The sequence below is a fragment of the Sphingomonas sp. SP1 genome (genome assembly GCF_058313395.1).
Map to the genome: position 1 here is coordinate 303160 of NZ_JBZFLC010000001.1, position 16400 is coordinate 319559.

Sequence of the window (16400 nt, forward strand, 5' to 3'; positions counted from 1 at the left end):
AAGCTTGGACCTTGCGGCGCGAACGGGTAGATGGGCCGCGATGGACGCCGTTGCCTCACCGCCGCCGACCCCGCAATGGATGGAGCGCCACCACCGCATCGCCGATCGGCTGCACTCGCTGTGGGCCAATAAATGGCTTCGCCGAGCGGCTTGGCTGGGCGTGCTTGGCTATTTCGCATTCATCCTCGTCTGGGTGGTCTTCGCCTCTGGCCTGCCAAGCAGCCAGACGCTGCTGGCCTACCAACCGCCGCTGCCGTCCAACGTGCGCGGCTACGATGGCCAGCCGGTCCAGACCTTCGCGCGCGAACGGCGCGTCGAGCTGAGTTTCGACGAATATCCGCCGCTGGTCATCAACGCCTTCATCGCGGCGGAGGACAAGACCTTCTTCAGCCACGGCGGCATCGACTACCCGGGCCTGATCGGCGCGGTCGGCGACTTCGTGACCAAGAAGGCGACGGGGGGCGGCCGGGCCCGCGGCGGCTCGACCATCACCCAGCAGGTGGCGAAAGCGCTGCTTCAGGACTCCAGCTACGCCGTCAGCCGCAAGGTGCGCGAGGCGATCCTCGCCTTTCGCCTGGAATCGACGCTCAGCAAGGAGCAGATCCTCGAGCTTTATTTCAACCAGATCTTCCTCGGCCGGAACGCCTATGGCGTGCAGGCGGCGTCGCGGGCCTATTTCGACAAGGACGTGGCCGATCTGACGCTGCCCGAAGCCGCCTATCTCGCGGTTCTGCCCAAGGCGCCGTCCAACTATGATCCGGTTCGCGCGACCCAGCGGGCACTCGACCGCCGCAACTATGTGCTGCGGGAAATGGCGGACAACGGCTACATCACGGACAGCCAGGCCGCCGCCGCCTCGGCGACTCCGCTCGGCACCATTCCCTATGGCTCGAACGTGAAGTTCCGCGAGCAGGGCGGCTATTTCATGGAAGAGGTCCGGCGCGACCTGTTGAAGCGGTTCGGGGAAAACGCCGAGGCCGGGCCGAATAGCGTCTATGCCGGCGGGCTGTGGGTCCGCACCTCCATGGACCCCAAGATGCAGGACGCTGCCGCCGAAGCACTGCGTGAAGGCCTCGCGAAGTTCGACGGCGGACGGGGCTGGCGCGACATCGAAAAGTCGGTCGACGTCGATGGCGACTGGCGCGCCGAACTGGATCGTACGCCTGTTGGCACGGGCTTCCCCGATTGGCGCAAGGCGGTGGTGCTGTCCAAAAGCGGCGGAACTGCGCGCATCGGGTTCGACGATGGCTCGACCGGCACTCTGCCGGCCTCAGCCGCGCAGCAGCCCAAGCGCGGGGTCGGCGGGTCGGCCTTCAGCCACCTTCGGCCCGGCATGATCATCATCGTCAAGCAGCTCGGCACCAGCAGCTATGCGCTGCGCTCCATTCCGGAGATCGGCGGCGGCTTCGTCGCGCAGGAAGTCCGCACCGGCCGCGTGCTCGCAATGCAGGGCGGGTTCGATGCGCGGGGATCTTCGTACAATCGCGCGACCCAGGCGTTGCGCCAGCCCGGCTCGACCTTCAAGCCGATCGTCTACGAAGCGGCACTTGAGAACGGGATGACCCCGGCCAGCATCATCCCCGATGCGCCCTTCTGCGTGTGGCAGGGCGCCGGCCTTGGCAACAAATGCTTCCGCAACTTCGACGGCCGCTATTATGGCGCCAAGACCATGCGCTGGGGCGTGGAACAGTCGCGCAACCTGATGACCGTTCGCGCGGCGTCGCAGACCGGCATGCCCAAGATTACCGACGCCGCACGCAAGCTGGGGGTCGGCGACTACCCCAACTATCTGTCGATCGCGCTCGGTGCCGGCGACACCACGGTGATGAAGCTCACCAACGCCTACGCCATTCTTGCCAACCATGGCCGGGCGACCTCGCCCAGCCTGATCGACTATATCCAGGATCGCAACGGCAAGGTCATCTTCCGTGCCGACAACCGGTGTGAGGTGATGGGCAATTGCAACGCCCGCGACTGGGATGGCGGGGCCATGCCGCGGCCACCCTCGCGCTCGCGCCAGGTGCTCGATCCGCAGGCAGCCTTCCAGATGGTCCATATCCTGACCGGCGTCGTCGAACGCGGTACGGCGACGGTGTTGCGCGACCTCAATCGCCCGTTGTTCGGCAAGACTGGCACTACCTCGGGACCGACCAACGTCTGGTTCGTCGGCGGCACGCCCGACATCGTCGCCGGTACCTACCTTGGCTACGATCAGCCGCGCTCCATGGGTGGTGCCGCCCAGGGTGGCCGCATTGCGGCGCCGATCTTCAAGCAGTTTGCGCAGGCCGCGTTCAAGGACGTGCCGCCGACACCGTTCGTCGCGCCGCGCGGCATCCGCATGGTCCGCATCGATCGCAACAGCGGCCGGCGGGTGTTCGGCACCTTCCCGACCACTGAAGATCCGAAGTCCGCCGTAATCTGGGAAGCCTTCAAGCCGGAGACCGAGCCGCGGCGCTCCATCCGCCGCGCCTCGTCAGGCGAGGACGTGGAGCGGCCGGCGGTGGCGGCTTCTCGCCCCGCCCGGCGTACGGCCGCCGCCCCGCGCCCCCGGCCGCGACCCGCTCCCAGCGCGCCGCAACCGGCGCCGGCGCAAGACGACTTCTTGCAGAGGCAGGGTGGGGTCTACTAGGGCCGGTCGGACCTGCCGTTCGCAGGTCTGACACAAAAGGATCTCACATGCGCGCCGAAGCGCAGGCCCATATCGACCAGATCAACGCCGCGACCCAGCTGCTGCGCCGCTTCCTCGATTGGGACCGCGCGCTGAAGCGGTTGGAAGAGCTCAACGCGAAGGTCGAGGATTCCACGCTGTGGGACGATCCCAAAGCCGCGCAGGAGGTCATGCGCGAACGCCGCCGGCTGGAAGAGGCGATCGGCGCCACCCGCAAGCTGGAGACCGAGCTCAAGGACACGGCCGAGCTGATCGAAATGGCGGAACTGGAGGGCGACGACGCGCTGGTCGACGATGGGGTCCGGGCGCTCGCCGAGCTTGCCGAGCGGGCCGAGCGCGACAAGGTCGCCGCTCTGCTGGCCGGCGAGGCTGACGCCAACAACAGCTATGTCGAGGTGAATTCGGGCGCTGGCGGCACCGAAAGCCAGGACTGGGCCGGAATGCTGCAGCGCATGTATTCCCGCTGGGCGGAGCGGCACGGGATGAAGGTCGAGCTGATCGATTTCCACGCCGGGGAACAGGCCGGCATCAAGTCCGCCACCCTGCTGATCAAGGGCGAGAACGCCTATGGCAACCTGAAGGTCGAAAGCGGCGTGCACCGCCTGGTCCGCATCAGTCCCTACGACAGCTCCGCACGCCGGCACACCAGCTTCGCCTCCGTCTGGGTCTATCCCGAAGTCGACGACGACATCGACATTGAAGTCAACGAAAGCGATCTCCGCATCGACACCTACCGCGCCTCTGGCGCCGGCGGGCAACACGTCAACACGACCGACAGCGCGGTGCGCATCACGCACATTCCGACCAATATCGTCGTGCAATGTCAGAACCAGCGTTCGCAGCACAAGAATCGCGCCGAAGCCATGAAGCAGCTCAAGGCCCGGCTTTACGAGGTGGAGTTGCAGAAGCGCGAGGCGGAGGCCAACGCCAGTGCGGCGGCCAAGACCGACATCGGCTGGGGCCACCAGATCCGGTCCTACGTGCTGCAGCCCTATCAGCTCGTGAAGGATCTGCGTACCGGCGTCACCTCAACGGCGCCAGGTGACGTCCTCGACGGCGACCTCGACCGGTTCATGGCCTCCGCGCTCAGCCAGCGCGTGACCGGCGAAAAGGTCGAGGTGGAGGACGTGGAATAGGGATGGCGATTTGTCCCGACCCCGCTCGTCCTGAGCGCAGCGCAGCGAAGTCGAAGGGCGTCGCCTCGCGTCGAGGCCCTTCGACTTCGCGCCTACGCGCTTCGCTCAGGACAAGCGGAATGGTTCTCACCCTCCTCCTCACCGCCTGCCGCGTTGGGCCTACCACTCCCACCTCCCCCTTCCCGCCGGCCGGCCGCGACGTGGCGCCGATCGTGTCGGACGCCTTTTCGACCGAAGACGCGCGCGACCGGGCCGGCGAGTTCGAGGCGGTGATCGAAGCGGCCGGCATCAGGCCCGGCATGTGGGTCGCCGACGTCGGCGCGGGCGAAGGCTATTACACCGTCCGCCTGTCCCCCATCGTCGGCCGCGACGGCCGGGTGCTCGCACAGGACATCAGCGCCGACACTCGCGAGCTCTTGTCGCAACGGGTCCAGCGCGAAGGCCTCGACAATGTCGCGGTGCGGCTGGGCGAACCGGCCGATCCCAAGCTCCCCGCCAACAGCTTCGACCGGATCCTGCTCGTCCATATGTATCATGAGGTCACCGACCCCTATGCCTTTCTGTGGAACCTGCGCACCGGGCTGAAGCCGGACGGCGAGGTGATCGTGGTCGATGCCGACCGCCCGGTGAAACGCCACGGCATCCCGCCCCAACGGCTCAAGTGCGAGCTCGCGGCGGTCGGCCTGCGGCTCGACCGCTTTCAGCGTTTGCCCGGCGGCGACAGCTATTTCGCGGCGTTCAAACCGGCCGGGGAGCGGCCTGCTCCATCGGCAATCAAGCCATGCACGGAAGGCTCGGCCTAGCGCCTCAATGAGCCTGCTTCGGGCTCTCCATGATTTCCGTCAGCACCCCGCCCATGTCCTTGGGATGGAGGAAGAAGATCGGCGTCCCATGCGCCCCGATGCGCGTCGGCCCGAGTACGCGCGCACCCTGCCCTTCGAACCAGGCGCGCGCCTGTTCGATGTCCGGCACCTCGAAACAGAGGTGGTGCTGCCCGCCTTCCGGGTTTCTCTCGAGGAACCTCACGATCGGCGACTCCGGCCCGAGCGGCTCGATCAGCTCCACCTGCGTGTTCGGCGCATCGACGAAGCACACCCGGACGCCCTGAGCCGGCAGGTCAAACGGCTCTCCGATATGCTCCGCGCCCATGCGCTCGCGGTAGAAAGCGACCGACCGCTCGATGGACGGTGTCGCTACGCCGATGTGATTGAGGCGTCCGAGTTTCATCTATTTTCCTCGCCATTGCGAGCGAAGCGAAGCAATCCAGTCACACGATCTCCGGATAGAGGTCACGCCAATCTGGATTGCTCGCTTCGATCAATTTCTTCTTTGCAAATCGAGAACCCGCCTTGATCTGCTTTTCACGGACGATGGCATCTTGCATCGTTTCTTGCGCCTCGAACCAGACCAACAGCTTGCATCCGTAGCGTTGGGTGAAGCCCTTGATCAGCCCTTCTCGGTGTTGCCAACCACGCTGCACGAGGTTCGACGTCAGGCCCGTGTAGAGCGTTCCGTTTCTCTTGCTGGCCATGATGTAGACTGCAGGCTGCTTCATGCGCCGTCATTGCGAGGAGCAAAGCGACGAAGCAATCCAGATTCAAGCAGCCGGCCGCCTGGATTGCTTCGCTACGCTCGCAATGACGAACTACAACAGGATATTGTCATGCTTCTTCCACGGGTTCTCCAGCTGCTTCCCCCGCAGCTTGCGTAATCCCAACGCCACCCGCCGCCGCGTTGAGTGCGGCATGATGACCTCGTCGATGAAGCCCATGCTCGCCGCCACGAAGGGGTTGGCGAAACGCTCCTCATACTCCGCGGTGCGCTCGGCGATCTCTTCCGGCGTTTTCCCTCGGAAGATGATCTCCACCGCGCCCTTGGCGCCCATCACCGCGATCTCGGCGGTGGGCCAGGCGTAGTTCAAGTCGCCGCGCAAGTGCTTGGAGGCCATCACGTCATAGGCGCCGCCATAGGCCTTGCGGGTAATCACCGTGATCTTGGGCACCGTCGCCTCGGCATAGGCGAACAGCAGCTTGGCGCCGTGCTTGATGATGCCGTTATGCTCCTGGCCGACGCCGGGAAGGAAGCCCGGCACGTCAACGAATGTCAGGATCGGAATGTCGAACGCGTCGCAGAAGCGGACAAAGCGCGCCGCCTTTTTGGACGAGTTGATGTCCAGCACGCCCGCCAGCACCATCGGCTGGTTGGCGACCACGCCGACCGTGCGCCCTTCGATCCGGCAAAAACCGATGATGATGTTGCCCGCATGGTTCGGCTGAAGCTCGAAGAAGTCGCCCTCGTCGGCGACCTTCCGGATGAGCTCGTGCATATCGTAGGGCTGGTTGGCCGATGGCGGGATCAGCGTGTCGAGGCTTTCATCCACCCGATCCCAAGGGTCCGCCGACGGCCGCTCGGGCACCTCCATCCGGTTCGAAAGAGGCAGGAAGTCGAAGAACTCGCGGGCTGCCAGCAGCGCGTCGATGTCGTTCTCAAACGCCACGTCGGCGACGCCCGACTTGGACGTGTGCGTCACCGCGCCGCCCAGTTCTTCCTGCGTTACCACCTCGTTGGTGACGGTCTTCACCACCTCAGGGCCGGTGACGAACATGTAGCTTGAATCCTTCACCATGAAGATGAAGTCGGTCATCGCCGGCGAATAAACCGCGCCGCCCGCACACGGACCCATGATCAAGCTGATCTGCGGAATGACGCCGGACGCCAGCACGTTGCGCTGGAACACCTCGGCATAGCCGGCGAGGCTGGCGACGCCCTCCTGAATGCGCGCGCCGCCGCTGTCGTTCAGCCCGATAACCGGCGCGCCGTTGCGCATCGCCGCGTCCATGATCTTGCAGATCTTCTGCGCATGCCGCTCCGACAATGATCCGCCGAAGACGGTGAAGTCCTGAGCAAAGACATAGACCAGCCGGCCGTTGATCGTGCCCGAGCCGGTGACCACGCCGTCGCCCGGAATCTTCTGCTCGGCCATGCCAAAGTCGGTGGCATTATGCTCGACGAAGGTGTCGACCTCCTCGAAACTCCCTTCGTCCAGCAGCACCTGCAGACGCTCGCGCGCGGTCAGCCGTCCCTTGGCGTGCTGCGCGTCGATGCGCTTCTGTCCGCCGCCCATCCTTGCGGCCTCTCGCCGCCGCTCCAGTTCCGCGATCGTGGTCGTCATGGGCAGCGGCTTTCGGCCAGCGGCGCGTCCGCGTCAACGGCTGGCGGGAGAGCGTACGATCCGTCCAAGCGGACACTAACCAAGGTTAAGCTTGTGAACCGTTCGCTTGTCGGTCGGTTTCCTTGCCGCCCGGCGCGTCCCGCCCGGGCGTTTCGGAGGAAAAATGCAGGAACGACCTACCCGCGCCCGTCGCGGCTTCGCAGCCATGGATCCAGCCAAGCAGCGTGAGATCGCAAGCAAGGGCGGGAAGGCCTCGGGCGGCAACTTCGCCAACAATCGCGAGCGGGCCGCAGCCGCGGGCCGCGAAGGTGGTCGCTCGACCCGGAACCGGATGGCCGAGCCGGTCTGACGTTCGCCGGGATCCGCGAGCCTTCGGTCCAGCGCGCATAACCGGGTCCTTGTCGCAGTGCGGCAAGTCTTTGGGTTTCCAACCAAAGACCGAGGGAACTCGAATCGGACCGTTGTTGTTGAACCGTTATTAACAGCCATTCATGTGTGAGGTATCGAAGAATGTCGGAGTTTGTCGGCGTGTCCAGTGAAGGAAGTGCTCCGGTTCCGGCGTCCTCCAGCAACCAGACCACCCTGATTTGTTTTTCTCATCTCCGCTGGGAATTCGTGTTCCAGCGGCCGCAGCATCTGATGAACCGCTTCGCACGGTCGATGCCGGTCGTGGTCTGGGAAGAGCCGATCCCCGCGCCCGCAGGCGAAGGCCCGTCGCTGCACGCCCGCCCCGCCGCGAACGTGGAGAACATCACCATCGTAACCCCGCGCATCCCCGAGGGCTTGGACCCGGTGCGCCAGGAAACGGTGCTGAAAGGACTGCTCGACGGCTATGTCGCGCCGCTGCACGGCAAGTTCATCCGCTGGTACTACACGCCGATGATGCTGCCCTTCTCGCGGCACCTGGATGCGCTCGCGACTGTCTACGACTGCATGGACGAGCTGTCCGCCTTCCGCTTCGCGCCGCAGGAATTGCTGAATCTTGAAAGCGAGCTGCTGGAGGCGGCGGACGTCGTCTTCACCGGCGGCTATTCGTTGTACGAGGCCAAGAAGAAGCGCCACGGCAACGTCCATCCGTTTCCATCGTCGGTCGACCGCAAGCACTTCGCCAAGGCGCGCGAAGGTGACCGGTCCCCGGCGGATCAGGCTGGCATCGGAAAGCCGCGCTTCGGTTTCTATGGCGTAATCGACGAACGGATTGACCTGGACCTGCTGGCCGCCGTCGCCGACGCCCGTCCGGACTATCAGCTGGTGATGGTCGGCCCGGTGGTGAAGATCAGCGAGGATGAACTGCCGCGCCGCGACAATATCCATTACCTTGGGGGCAAGAGCTACGACGAACTTCCGTCCTACCTGTCCGGCTGGGACGTGGCGCTGATGCCCTTCGCCATCAACGAGGCGACCCGCTTCATTTCGCCGACCAAGACTCCCGAATATCTCGCCGGTGGCCGCCCGGTGGTCTCCACGCCGATCAAGGACGTGAAGCGGCACTACGAAAAGATCGCCGGCGTCAGCATCGCGGGGACGGCGGAGCAGTTCATCGCCGCCTGCGATCGCGCCTTGGCGCTCAGCCAAGGTGACGACAATTGGCTGGCCGAGGTGGACCTGCTGTTGGCGGACATGAGCTGGGACACGACCCAGGCGCGCATGGCCGCCCTGATCGACCAGGTGGTCGAACCCGCCCGCAAGATCGAGCGTCCGGCGTTCGGTGCCAGTCACGCCACGACGTTCCCGAAGTCGAAGAAATATGATTACCTCATTGTCGGCTGCGGCTTTGCCGGCTCGGTCCTGGCTGAACGGCTTGCCACCCAACATGGCGCCCGGGTGCTGATGATCGACAAGCGCGACCATATCGCGGGCAACGCCTATGACGAATTGAACGACGACGGTATCCTGTATCACAAGTACGGGCCGCACATCTTCCATGCGAATTCCGACGAGATCGTCAGCTACCTTTCGCAGTTCACCGAATGGCGGCCGTACGAACATCGCGTGCTCGCCAACGTGCGCGACCAGCTGGTCCCGATCCCGATCAACCGCACCACGCTCAACAAGCTGTTCGACGCGGGCCTGAAGACGGACGAAGAGGCCGCCGCCTTCCTGGCCGCGCGGGCCGAGCCGGTGGCCGACATCCAGACCTCAGAGGACGTCGTCATCAACGCCGTCGGCCGCGAGCTCTACGAGCTCTTCTTCCGCGGCTATACCCGCAAGCAATGGGGTCTCGATCCGTCGGAGCTCGACAAGCTGGTCACCGCCCGCATCCCGACGCGGACCAACACCGACGATCGCTATTTCACTGACAAGCACCAGATCATCCCGCTTCACGGCTACACGCGGATGTTCGAGCGGATGCTCGATCACCCGCTGATCGAAAAGTCGCTCGGCACCGATTTCCGCGACGTGCGGGACGAGATCGATGCCGCGCACATCATCTATACGGGGCCGATCGACGAATATTTCGACTGGAAGTTCGGCAAGCTGCCTTACCGCTCGTTGCGCTTTGTCCACTCGACCGTGGACAAGGAGCAGTTCCAGGAGGTCGGGACGGTCAACTACCCTGCGGAGGATATCCCCTACACCCGCATCTCCGAATACAAGCACATCACCGGCCAGTCGCATCCGCGCACGACCATCACGCTGGAATATCCGTCCGCGGAGGGTGACCCCTATTATCCGATCCCCCGACCGGAAAACCAGTCGCTGTTCAAGAAGTACGAGGCGCTCGCCGACTCCACGGCCGGCGTGACGTTCGTGGGACGGCTGGCGACCTATCGCTACTACAACATGGACCAGATCGTCGGGCAGGCGCTTGCCACCTTCCGGCGCATGGATCAGGCGCGTAATGGCCTGATGGCGAACGCAGGGATGCGGGTGGCCGTGTAAGCCGATCGGGCTGCCGTTCGTTCGCGACCGGCAGCCCGGCGGCAAGGCCGACCCATCCATGGCGCCCGACCCCACTCCTGAACCGCTGTTTCCAGGCTTCTGGATGGCCGGTTTCGAATGCTCCTCACACCGCCGCAAGGACGGGGTGCGGCTCGATCTGCTGCGGGCGACGCGGCACGACAGGACGGCGGCAGAGGACTATCGGACGCTGCTCGGCCTCGGCTTCCGCTCCGTGCGTGACGGCCTGCGCTGGCACCGCATCGAAAGCGTGCCCGGCAAGTTCGACTTCTCCGACTGGCTCCCGATGCTCGACGCAGCGGCGGAAGCCGACATCGACGTGATCTGGGACATCTTCCACTACGGTTATCCCGACTTTCACGATCCGCGCAGCGACGACTTCATCCACGCCTATGCCGCCTATGCTGCGGCCGCGGCCGAAAAGCACCTTCAGCACACCGGCAAGCCGATCCGCGCCGTGCCGCTCAACGAGATCAGCTTCTTCACCTGGGCGCTCGAGGTGGGCTATTTCCCGCCGGAGCTGGACGACGACCACCCGATCGGCTGGATGAAGCGCCGGCTGGTGCAATCGGCGATCGCCGCCGCCGACGCGATGGAGCATGTTTGTCCCGGCCGGCGTTTCTTCTGGGCCGAGCCGCTGATCCACGTCGCGCCCCACAACCGCAGCAGCATGCAGCGCCGTGAAGCGGAGCGCATGCGCAGCTCGCAGTTCGAGGCCTACGATATGCTGCTTGGCCTGGCCGCCCCGGAACTCGGCGGGCATGCGGAGATGGTCGACGCCATCGGCCTCAATTTCTACCCGCACAACCAATGGTATTACGATGGCCCGACCATTCCGATGGGCCACCACGAATACCGCCCGTTGCGCGACATGCTGGTTGAAGTGTGGGAACGCTACCGCAAGCCGCTTTTCATCTCGGAAACGGGCGCCGAGGGCACGGCCCGTCCGGCCTGGCTGCACTATGTCTGCGGCGAAGTCCGCGCCGCCATGCGCAGGGGTGCCGACATCCAGGCGATCTGCCTTTATCCGATCACCGACTATCCCGGCTGGGACAACGGCCGGGATTGCAAGGTCGGCCTGTTGAGCAACGCGGACAAGGACGGCGCGCGCCGCGTCTGCGAAGACTATGCGGAGGAAGTTCGCCGGCAACAGGCCTTGATGGACGCGTTCATCGCCGATCAGGCTGGCGTATCTGCCGCCACCGCCGGCTGAGCCGAAAGCCGACCCGGCTTTCCTCCATACTTATTGAGAAAGCCCTCAAGCCGTGGCCAATAGGATAACCGCTCAAGCGTCTCCTCGCAGTAGGCGACGTCTTCGGGCGATAGATAGTCCACCCAGCCGCCAACCTTGCCTTTTCGGGTCTTCAGGCTCTCGGCGTCACCCACCGCGCCGCCGCCAAGCCGAGTTTTGTCCTGCTCGCCCTTGTCCCCGATCGCCACCTCGACCTTGCGCATATTGTCGAACCGACCGGCCTCGCATGCGCGCGCGATGCGTATTTTTCCCGGGTCCCGCCGAATTGCGAAGCGAACCACGCGCGACAGCTCTGCCGGCGTGTCGGCGTGCAGGCCCTCATATGTCAGGACGGTGAAGTCCCGAAACACCTCGGCCTGCTCCAGCCAGTGAAGATTGAAGCGTGCAATCTTGTCGATCCCGTACCCGGGATGACGGATAAATTCGGCCATTGTCCCGTGGAAGCGCGCTTCTTCCGCGATCCGCCGCGTCGCCTGAAAATAGCAGGATACGATCGTGTCGCGGGGGTCGCGAACCATGAAAATGACGCGGCGATCGCGCCACTCCGTCACTTTGTCAGCGATCCGCTCGAACGGAAGGCCGAGGCGGTTGTCCGCCCCTGAATGCGAATATGCAATTCTTGCGCCCGCGCGTTCCAGCATGAATCGCACCCAGGTCCGTCCGGACTTTGGAAAAGAGATCAAGACCACGTCCCGGGTGCGCCGGGCCGGGCCGATGCGGAGCCACAACTGCTTCGCTGACGAACGCAATCTTTTCTTCAGACCCATCCTTAGTATCGATCCCGTCTGACAAAGAACAGCACACCGCTCGGCGTGTTTAGGGTCGTCAAGCGCGCGTGCCTTCGAAGCCGGCCAAATCAGCGGCGGTCGGCGCAATCCGCGGCGATGCCGCATCGATCCTGGCCACCGCGTCCAGCTCGCGCTGCAGGCCAAGAACGTCACGACCGGTCACTAGCCGGTGCAGCAGTGCCCGCAGCCGTAGCTTGGTGGTCATCGCCGTTACCCTGCGCCGAAGCATGCGGTCGCGGCGATCAGTCACTGTCCGACCTAGCACCTGCTCGAGTGCTGCGATGCTGGTCTTGTCGCTCATGAACCGGCCATAATGGAGCAGCAGTCGATCACCCGGGGCCGCCGAACGATAGGCCGCCAGCATCGCCTGGTTGTAGATGAACCAGGCATCCAGCACCTTCGCCACCCGGGCACCCTCCCGCCGCGACAGATAGTGCCGCATGACTTCGGCAAGGTCGCGATACACGCAGATCAGCTTATGGGGCGGAAGCACCGACCGCCATACCTCGTAGGTGAGGCAGGTGCGGGGATCCTTGAACCCCCAGTCGCGGCCTTTCCCATCCATCTCGGCCGCGAATGCCCTTGCCTCGGCGACATGTCCCGGATCCGCCTCCGCCAGGCCAAGCCGCCGGATCGTGTCCAGGCTGTCCCGGCCGCGTGCGCCGAGCAGGTCCTTGTTGATCTCGCCGGTCCGGCGCCGCTCGTGGTGGTAGCCCTGGTCGTAGCGGGCGGAGGGTGCACCCTCGACCATTTCGATGCCGCTGGCGTGCAAGGTCTCGCTGATTAGGCTGGTCCCCGACTTGTGCATGCCAAGAACGACCGCAACGACCACGCCTACCCTTCCCTGAAATACGCCAAATTCGCGAATGGCGGCCGCTGCCTACGACAGAAACCTGGCGGTCGCCACCGTCCGTGTGGTGGATAGCCGCCTTGCCCCTCCGCGGCATGGCGGAAGTGCACTGGACCCTTCGCCGCCCTCATGCTTTCTCATTTGGCAACAGGAGGAACGATGCCGCAATCCCACTGGCCCCAACGCTTGTGGCTGGTCCGTCATGGTCAAAGCCAAGGCAACGTCGCCCGGGATGCGGCCGAGGCCGCCGCCGCCGCCCGGATCGGCATCGACATCCGCGATGTCGATGTGCCCCTCTCGGACCTCGGCCATCGCCAGGCAGAGGCGGCCGGTCGGTGGTTTGCCGCCTTGCCCCAGGATCAGCGACCCGAGGTGATCCTGTCCTCACCCTATTTGCGGGCGCGCCAGACCGCGAAGGCGATCTGCGAAGCGGGTGGCCTGTCCGGTGGCAAGGCCCGCACGGTCATCGATGAGCGTTTACGCGAGCGTGAATTTGGCGTGTTCGACGGACTGACGAGCCTCGGCATCCGCCAGATGTTTCCCGAAGAGGCCGCCCACCGCAGCCGACTTGGAAAGTTCTACCATCGGCCACCGGGCGGCGAGAGCTGGGCGGACGTCATCCTGCGGCTTCGTTCGGCCATGAACTCGATCAACCTCCATTATGCGGACCGGCGCGTGCTGATCGTGTGTCATCAGGTCGTGGTGCTGTGCATGCGCTATATCCTCGAAGAATTGGACGAGGCCCAGATCCTGGGCATCGACAAGCAGGCGGATATCCTCAATTGCGGGATCTGCACCTTCGACTTCCAGCCGCACGAACTCGACTGTGCGCCGCGCCTGTCGCTGTGGAACCACGGTGCCCCGCTGGAAGAGAGCGCCGCTCCCAAGACGTCCGCGCCCGACGCCATCGTGGGAACGCGATGACGGTGGCAAAGCTGGACGCGGCGCTGCTCCGGCGGCACCCGCTTCCGCCCGTCGCCGCCGGGGACAAGGACCAGCGCGGCTCGATCCTGATCGTCGCCGGCAGTCACGATGTGCCGGGTGCAGCGCTACTAACGGCGCTCGCGGCCATGCGGGCCGGAGCCGGGCGGCTGCAAATCGCGACGGTCACGAGCGCCGCGCCGCAGCTCGGCATGGCCATGCCCGAAGCGATGGTATGTGCAATGGCCGAGGGCCGCGATGGCGGCTTTGCGGCTTCGACGGTGAAGCCCCTCGCCAAACTTGCCGGCACGGCGGATGCGGTCGTCGCCGGACCGGGCCTGCGTGGGAACAGCCATTGCCCCAGGCTTGCCGCCGCCCTTGTCGGCAATGGCAATCCCCTTGTGCTCGACGCGGCGTTGCTGCACGCACTGCCCAAGCGTCAGGAAGCGGTGCAGCGGTCCCAATGCCCGACGATCCTGCTGCCTCACGCGGGAGAGATGGCGAGCCTGCTCGACTGCGAGGAAGCGGACGTCGAGGCGGACCCGCTGGCCGCCGGGCGGCGCTGCGCCGACCGCTATGACAGCGTCACGCTGGTAAAGGGCGTCGAAAGCTACGTGGTCGCACCGGACGGGCAGGCATTCCACTATCGGGGCGGCGGTCCGGGGCTCGGGGTGTCGGGCTCGGGCGACACTCTGGCGGGAATCGTCGGCGGACTGCTCGCCCGTGGAGCAGACCCGCTTTCCGCCTTGCTGTGGGGCGTGTGGTGCCATGGCGAAGCAGGTCGCCGGCTTGGACAAAAGATCGGTACGCTTGGCTATCTGGCGCGTGAGATACCGGACGAGGTGCCAAGCCTGCTGTTCCCCCCCAGTAATTGAATCGGGATCAAGCGCCGCCGTAATCGTCCAGCTCGTCCCCGACCAGCTGCACCACATGCATCACATTGGTCGATCCGGTCGTCCCGAACGGCACGCCGGCCATGATGATCACCCGCTCCCCGGGACCCGCGATCTTCTGCCGCAGCGCCATGCGCTTGGCCTTGGCAACCATTTCCTCGAAGCTCGAGACATCCCGCGTGTTGACCGCGTGCACGCCCCACACCAGCCCCATCCGCCGGGCAACCTTTTCGCTCGCGGTCATCACCAGCAGCGGGACCGGCCCGCGTTCGCGCGCGATGCGGCGGGCGGTCGACCCCGACGAGGTATAACAGACGATCGCCGCCACCGGCACGGTGTTGGCGATATTCCCGGCGCTCTCCGCCAGCGCGTCCGCAGTGGTCGGCTCGGCGGGGGTCGCGGTGAAATGGACCCGCGCGGCATAGCCGGGGTCGGCCTCCACCGTCCGGCCGATGCGGTCCATCATCGCCACCGCTTCGCACGGGAACTGGCCCGCCGCGCTTTCGGCCGACAGCATTACGGCATCGGCCCCGTCGTAGATGGCGTTGGCGACGTCGCTGACTTCCGCCCGCGTCGGGGTGGGTGAATTGATCATCGATTCCAGCATCTGGGTCGCGACCACGACAGGCTTGCCGAGCTCGCGGCAGCGGGCGACGATCTGCTTCTGCAGCGGCGGCACGGCTTCGGCGGGCAACTCCACGCCCAGGTCGCCGCGGGCCACCATCACCGCATCCGTATGCTGCAGGATCGCTTCCAGCCGCTCGATCGCCGCCGGCTTTTCGATCTTGACCATCAGCGCGGCCCTGTCACCCACCAGCCGGCGTGCCTCCTCCACGTCCTCCGCCCGCTGGACGAACGACAGCGCGATGAAATCCGCGCCCATCTCCAGCGCAAATTCCAGATCGGAACGGTCCTTGTCCGTCAGCGCCGGGATCGGCACCAGCACGTCGGGCACGTTGACGCCCTTGTTGTCGCTGATCCGGCCTCCGACCTCGACGATGGTGTCGATCCGCTCAGGCCCGGCCGCGGCGACCCGCAACCGCACCTTGCCGTCGTCGATCAACAAACGATCGCCCTCGCTCACGGCCTCGAACAATTCGGCGTGCGGCAGTTCGACCCGGTTGGCGTCGCCGGGCTCGATGGACCGGTCGAGCGTGAAGCGGCTGCCGGTTTCGACCAGGGCACCGCCACCGGCCATCTTGCCGACTCTCAACTTCGGCCCCTGCAGGTCGAACAAGATGGTCGTCGGCCGGCGAAGCTGCCGCTCCACTTCGCGAATGGTTTCCACCAGCCGGCGCTTCGTCTCCTGGTCGCCGTGGCTCATGTTGATGCGGAAGGCATCGGCGCCGACTTCGGTCAGCTGCGCGATCATCTCCGGGGTATCGCTTGCCGGGCCGAGCGTCGCCAGGATCCTGACCTTGCGCCCGCGCGGGCCGACCGACTTCACCACCATGAACCTCCGTGTTGCGCCGCCGCCATAGCCGCTTGCCCGGCAGGTTCAACCGCTTGAGCGCCGCGCCCGGGTCGCCTAACGAGCGGTTCGAATCCGAACACTATAGGGGTGGGACCACATGTCAGACGGCAACGTCGCGGCCGATCAGCTGCGGCTGTTCATTGAGCGCATCGAGCGGCTCGAAGAAGAGAAGAAGGGCGTCGCGGACGACGTCAAGGACGTCTACGCGGAGGCCAAGGCCAACGGCTACGACACCAAGACGATGCGGGCCGTCGTCCGCCTGCGGAAGATGGAGAAGCACGCCCGTGACGAGGCCGACGCGCTGCTCGAAACCTATCGCAACGCCCTCGGACTGCATTAAGGAGG

Annotated in this window: 15 protein-coding genes; 9 read left to right on the forward strand and 6 right to left on the reverse strand. The window is 65.3% G+C overall.

Annotation, left to right across the window (positions count from 1 at the left end; all coding sequences use genetic code 11):
- Positions 1-40 precede the first annotated feature (40 nt).
- The 3 genes from AC4GYS_RS01615 (at position 41) to AC4GYS_RS01625 (ending at position 4607) form a co-directional block, all read left to right on the forward strand.
- On the forward strand, positions 41-2629 hold the full coding sequence (locus AC4GYS_RS01615) for a penicillin-binding protein 1A (protein WP_491107367.1): 2589 nt from the start codon (positions 41-43) through the stop codon (positions 2627-2629).
- 47 nt (positions 2630-2676) lie between these two features.
- Positions 2677-3804, forward strand: a complete 1128-nt coding sequence (prfB, locus tag AC4GYS_RS01620; RefSeq protein WP_491107368.1) for a peptide chain release factor 2 — start codon at positions 2677-2679, stop codon at positions 3802-3804.
- 119 nt (positions 3805-3923) lie between these two features.
- Positions 3924-4607 (forward strand): class I SAM-dependent methyltransferase, encoded by a 684-nt coding sequence (locus tag AC4GYS_RS01625; protein ID WP_491107369.1) that lies wholly within the window; start codon positions 3924-3926, stop codon positions 4605-4607.
- Between the two features lie 4 nt (positions 4608-4611).
- Here AC4GYS_RS01625 and mce read toward each other — a convergent pair whose 3' ends face one another.
- From mce to AC4GYS_RS01640, 3 genes are all read right to left on the reverse strand, one after another.
- A complete protein-coding gene (gene mce / locus AC4GYS_RS01630; RefSeq protein ID WP_491107370.1) occupies positions 4612-5031 on the reverse strand; it encodes a methylmalonyl-CoA epimerase in 420 nt (139 codons plus the stop codon).
- A 40-nt stretch (positions 5032-5071) separates the two neighbouring features.
- On the reverse strand, positions 5072-5359 hold the full coding sequence (locus AC4GYS_RS01635) for a GIY-YIG nuclease family protein (RefSeq protein ID WP_491107371.1): 288 nt from the start codon (positions 5357-5359) through the stop codon (positions 5072-5074).
- A 90-nt stretch (positions 5360-5449) separates the two neighbouring features.
- Positions 5450-6976, reverse strand: coding sequence for an acyl-CoA carboxylase subunit beta (locus tag AC4GYS_RS01640; RefSeq protein ID WP_491107372.1), 1527 nt, complete (start codon positions 6974-6976; stop codon positions 5450-5452).
- 163 nt (positions 6977-7139) lie between these two features.
- Between AC4GYS_RS01640 and AC4GYS_RS01645 the strand changes: the two genes are divergently transcribed.
- The 3 genes from AC4GYS_RS01645 to AC4GYS_RS01655 all read left to right on the forward strand — a co-directional run bounded on the left by AC4GYS_RS01645 (position 7140) and on the right by AC4GYS_RS01655 (position 11090).
- Positions 7140-7325 (forward strand): con-10 family general stress protein, encoded by a 186-nt coding sequence (locus AC4GYS_RS01645; protein ID WP_491107373.1) that lies wholly within the window; start codon positions 7140-7142, stop codon positions 7323-7325.
- Between the two features lie 161 nt (positions 7326-7486).
- On the forward strand, positions 7487-9859 hold the full coding sequence (gene glf / locus AC4GYS_RS01650; RefSeq protein ID WP_491107374.1) for a UDP-galactopyranose mutase: 2373 nt from the start codon (positions 7487-7489) through the stop codon (positions 9857-9859).
- Positions 9860-9917: 58 nt separating this feature from the next.
- Positions 9918-11090 carry a hypothetical protein gene (locus tag AC4GYS_RS01655; RefSeq protein ID WP_491107375.1) on the forward strand — a complete coding sequence of 391 codons (1173 nt, stop codon included), beginning with the start codon at positions 9918-9920 and terminating at the stop codon, positions 11088-11090.
- Here the strand turns inward: AC4GYS_RS01655 and AC4GYS_RS01660 are convergent.
- Both AC4GYS_RS01660 and AC4GYS_RS01665 read right to left on the reverse strand, forming a co-directional pair.
- Positions 11057-11770 (reverse strand): sulfotransferase domain-containing protein, encoded by a 714-nt coding sequence (locus AC4GYS_RS01660; RefSeq protein ID WP_491107376.1) that lies wholly within the window; start codon positions 11768-11770, stop codon positions 11057-11059. The two genes, AC4GYS_RS01655 and AC4GYS_RS01660, sit on opposite strands and share 34 nt — an antisense overlap.
- Before the next feature lie 184 nt (positions 11771-11954).
- Positions 11955-12749 (reverse strand): sulfotransferase, encoded by a 795-nt coding sequence (locus AC4GYS_RS01665; protein WP_491107377.1) that lies wholly within the window; start codon positions 12747-12749, stop codon positions 11955-11957.
- Between the two features lie 177 nt (positions 12750-12926).
- Between AC4GYS_RS01665 and AC4GYS_RS01670 the strand changes: the two genes are divergently transcribed.
- Positions 12927-13691, forward strand: a complete 765-nt coding sequence (locus tag AC4GYS_RS01670; RefSeq protein WP_491107378.1) for a histidine phosphatase family protein — start codon at positions 12927-12929, stop codon at positions 13689-13691.
- Positions 13688-14563, forward strand: a complete 876-nt coding sequence (locus AC4GYS_RS01675; protein ID WP_491107379.1) for an NAD(P)H-hydrate dehydratase — start codon at positions 13688-13690, stop codon at positions 14561-14563. The genes AC4GYS_RS01670 and AC4GYS_RS01675 overlap by 4 nt, the downstream gene beginning before the upstream one ends.
- A gap of 7 nt (positions 14564-14570) precedes the next feature.
- On the opposite strand, the gene pyk is transcribed toward AC4GYS_RS01675, so the two are convergent.
- Complete coding sequence (gene pyk / locus AC4GYS_RS01680) at positions 14571-16034, reverse strand: pyruvate kinase (protein WP_491107380.1); 1464 nt, start codon at positions 16032-16034, stop codon at positions 14571-14573.
- A gap of 118 nt (positions 16035-16152) precedes the next feature.
- On the opposite strand from pyk, the gene AC4GYS_RS01685 reads away from it, so the two are divergent.
- A complete protein-coding gene (locus AC4GYS_RS01685) occupies positions 16153-16395 on the forward strand; it encodes a DUF2312 domain-containing protein (RefSeq protein ID WP_491107381.1) in 243 nt (80 codons plus the stop codon).
- The last annotated feature ends 5 nt before the right edge of the window (positions 16396-16400 follow it).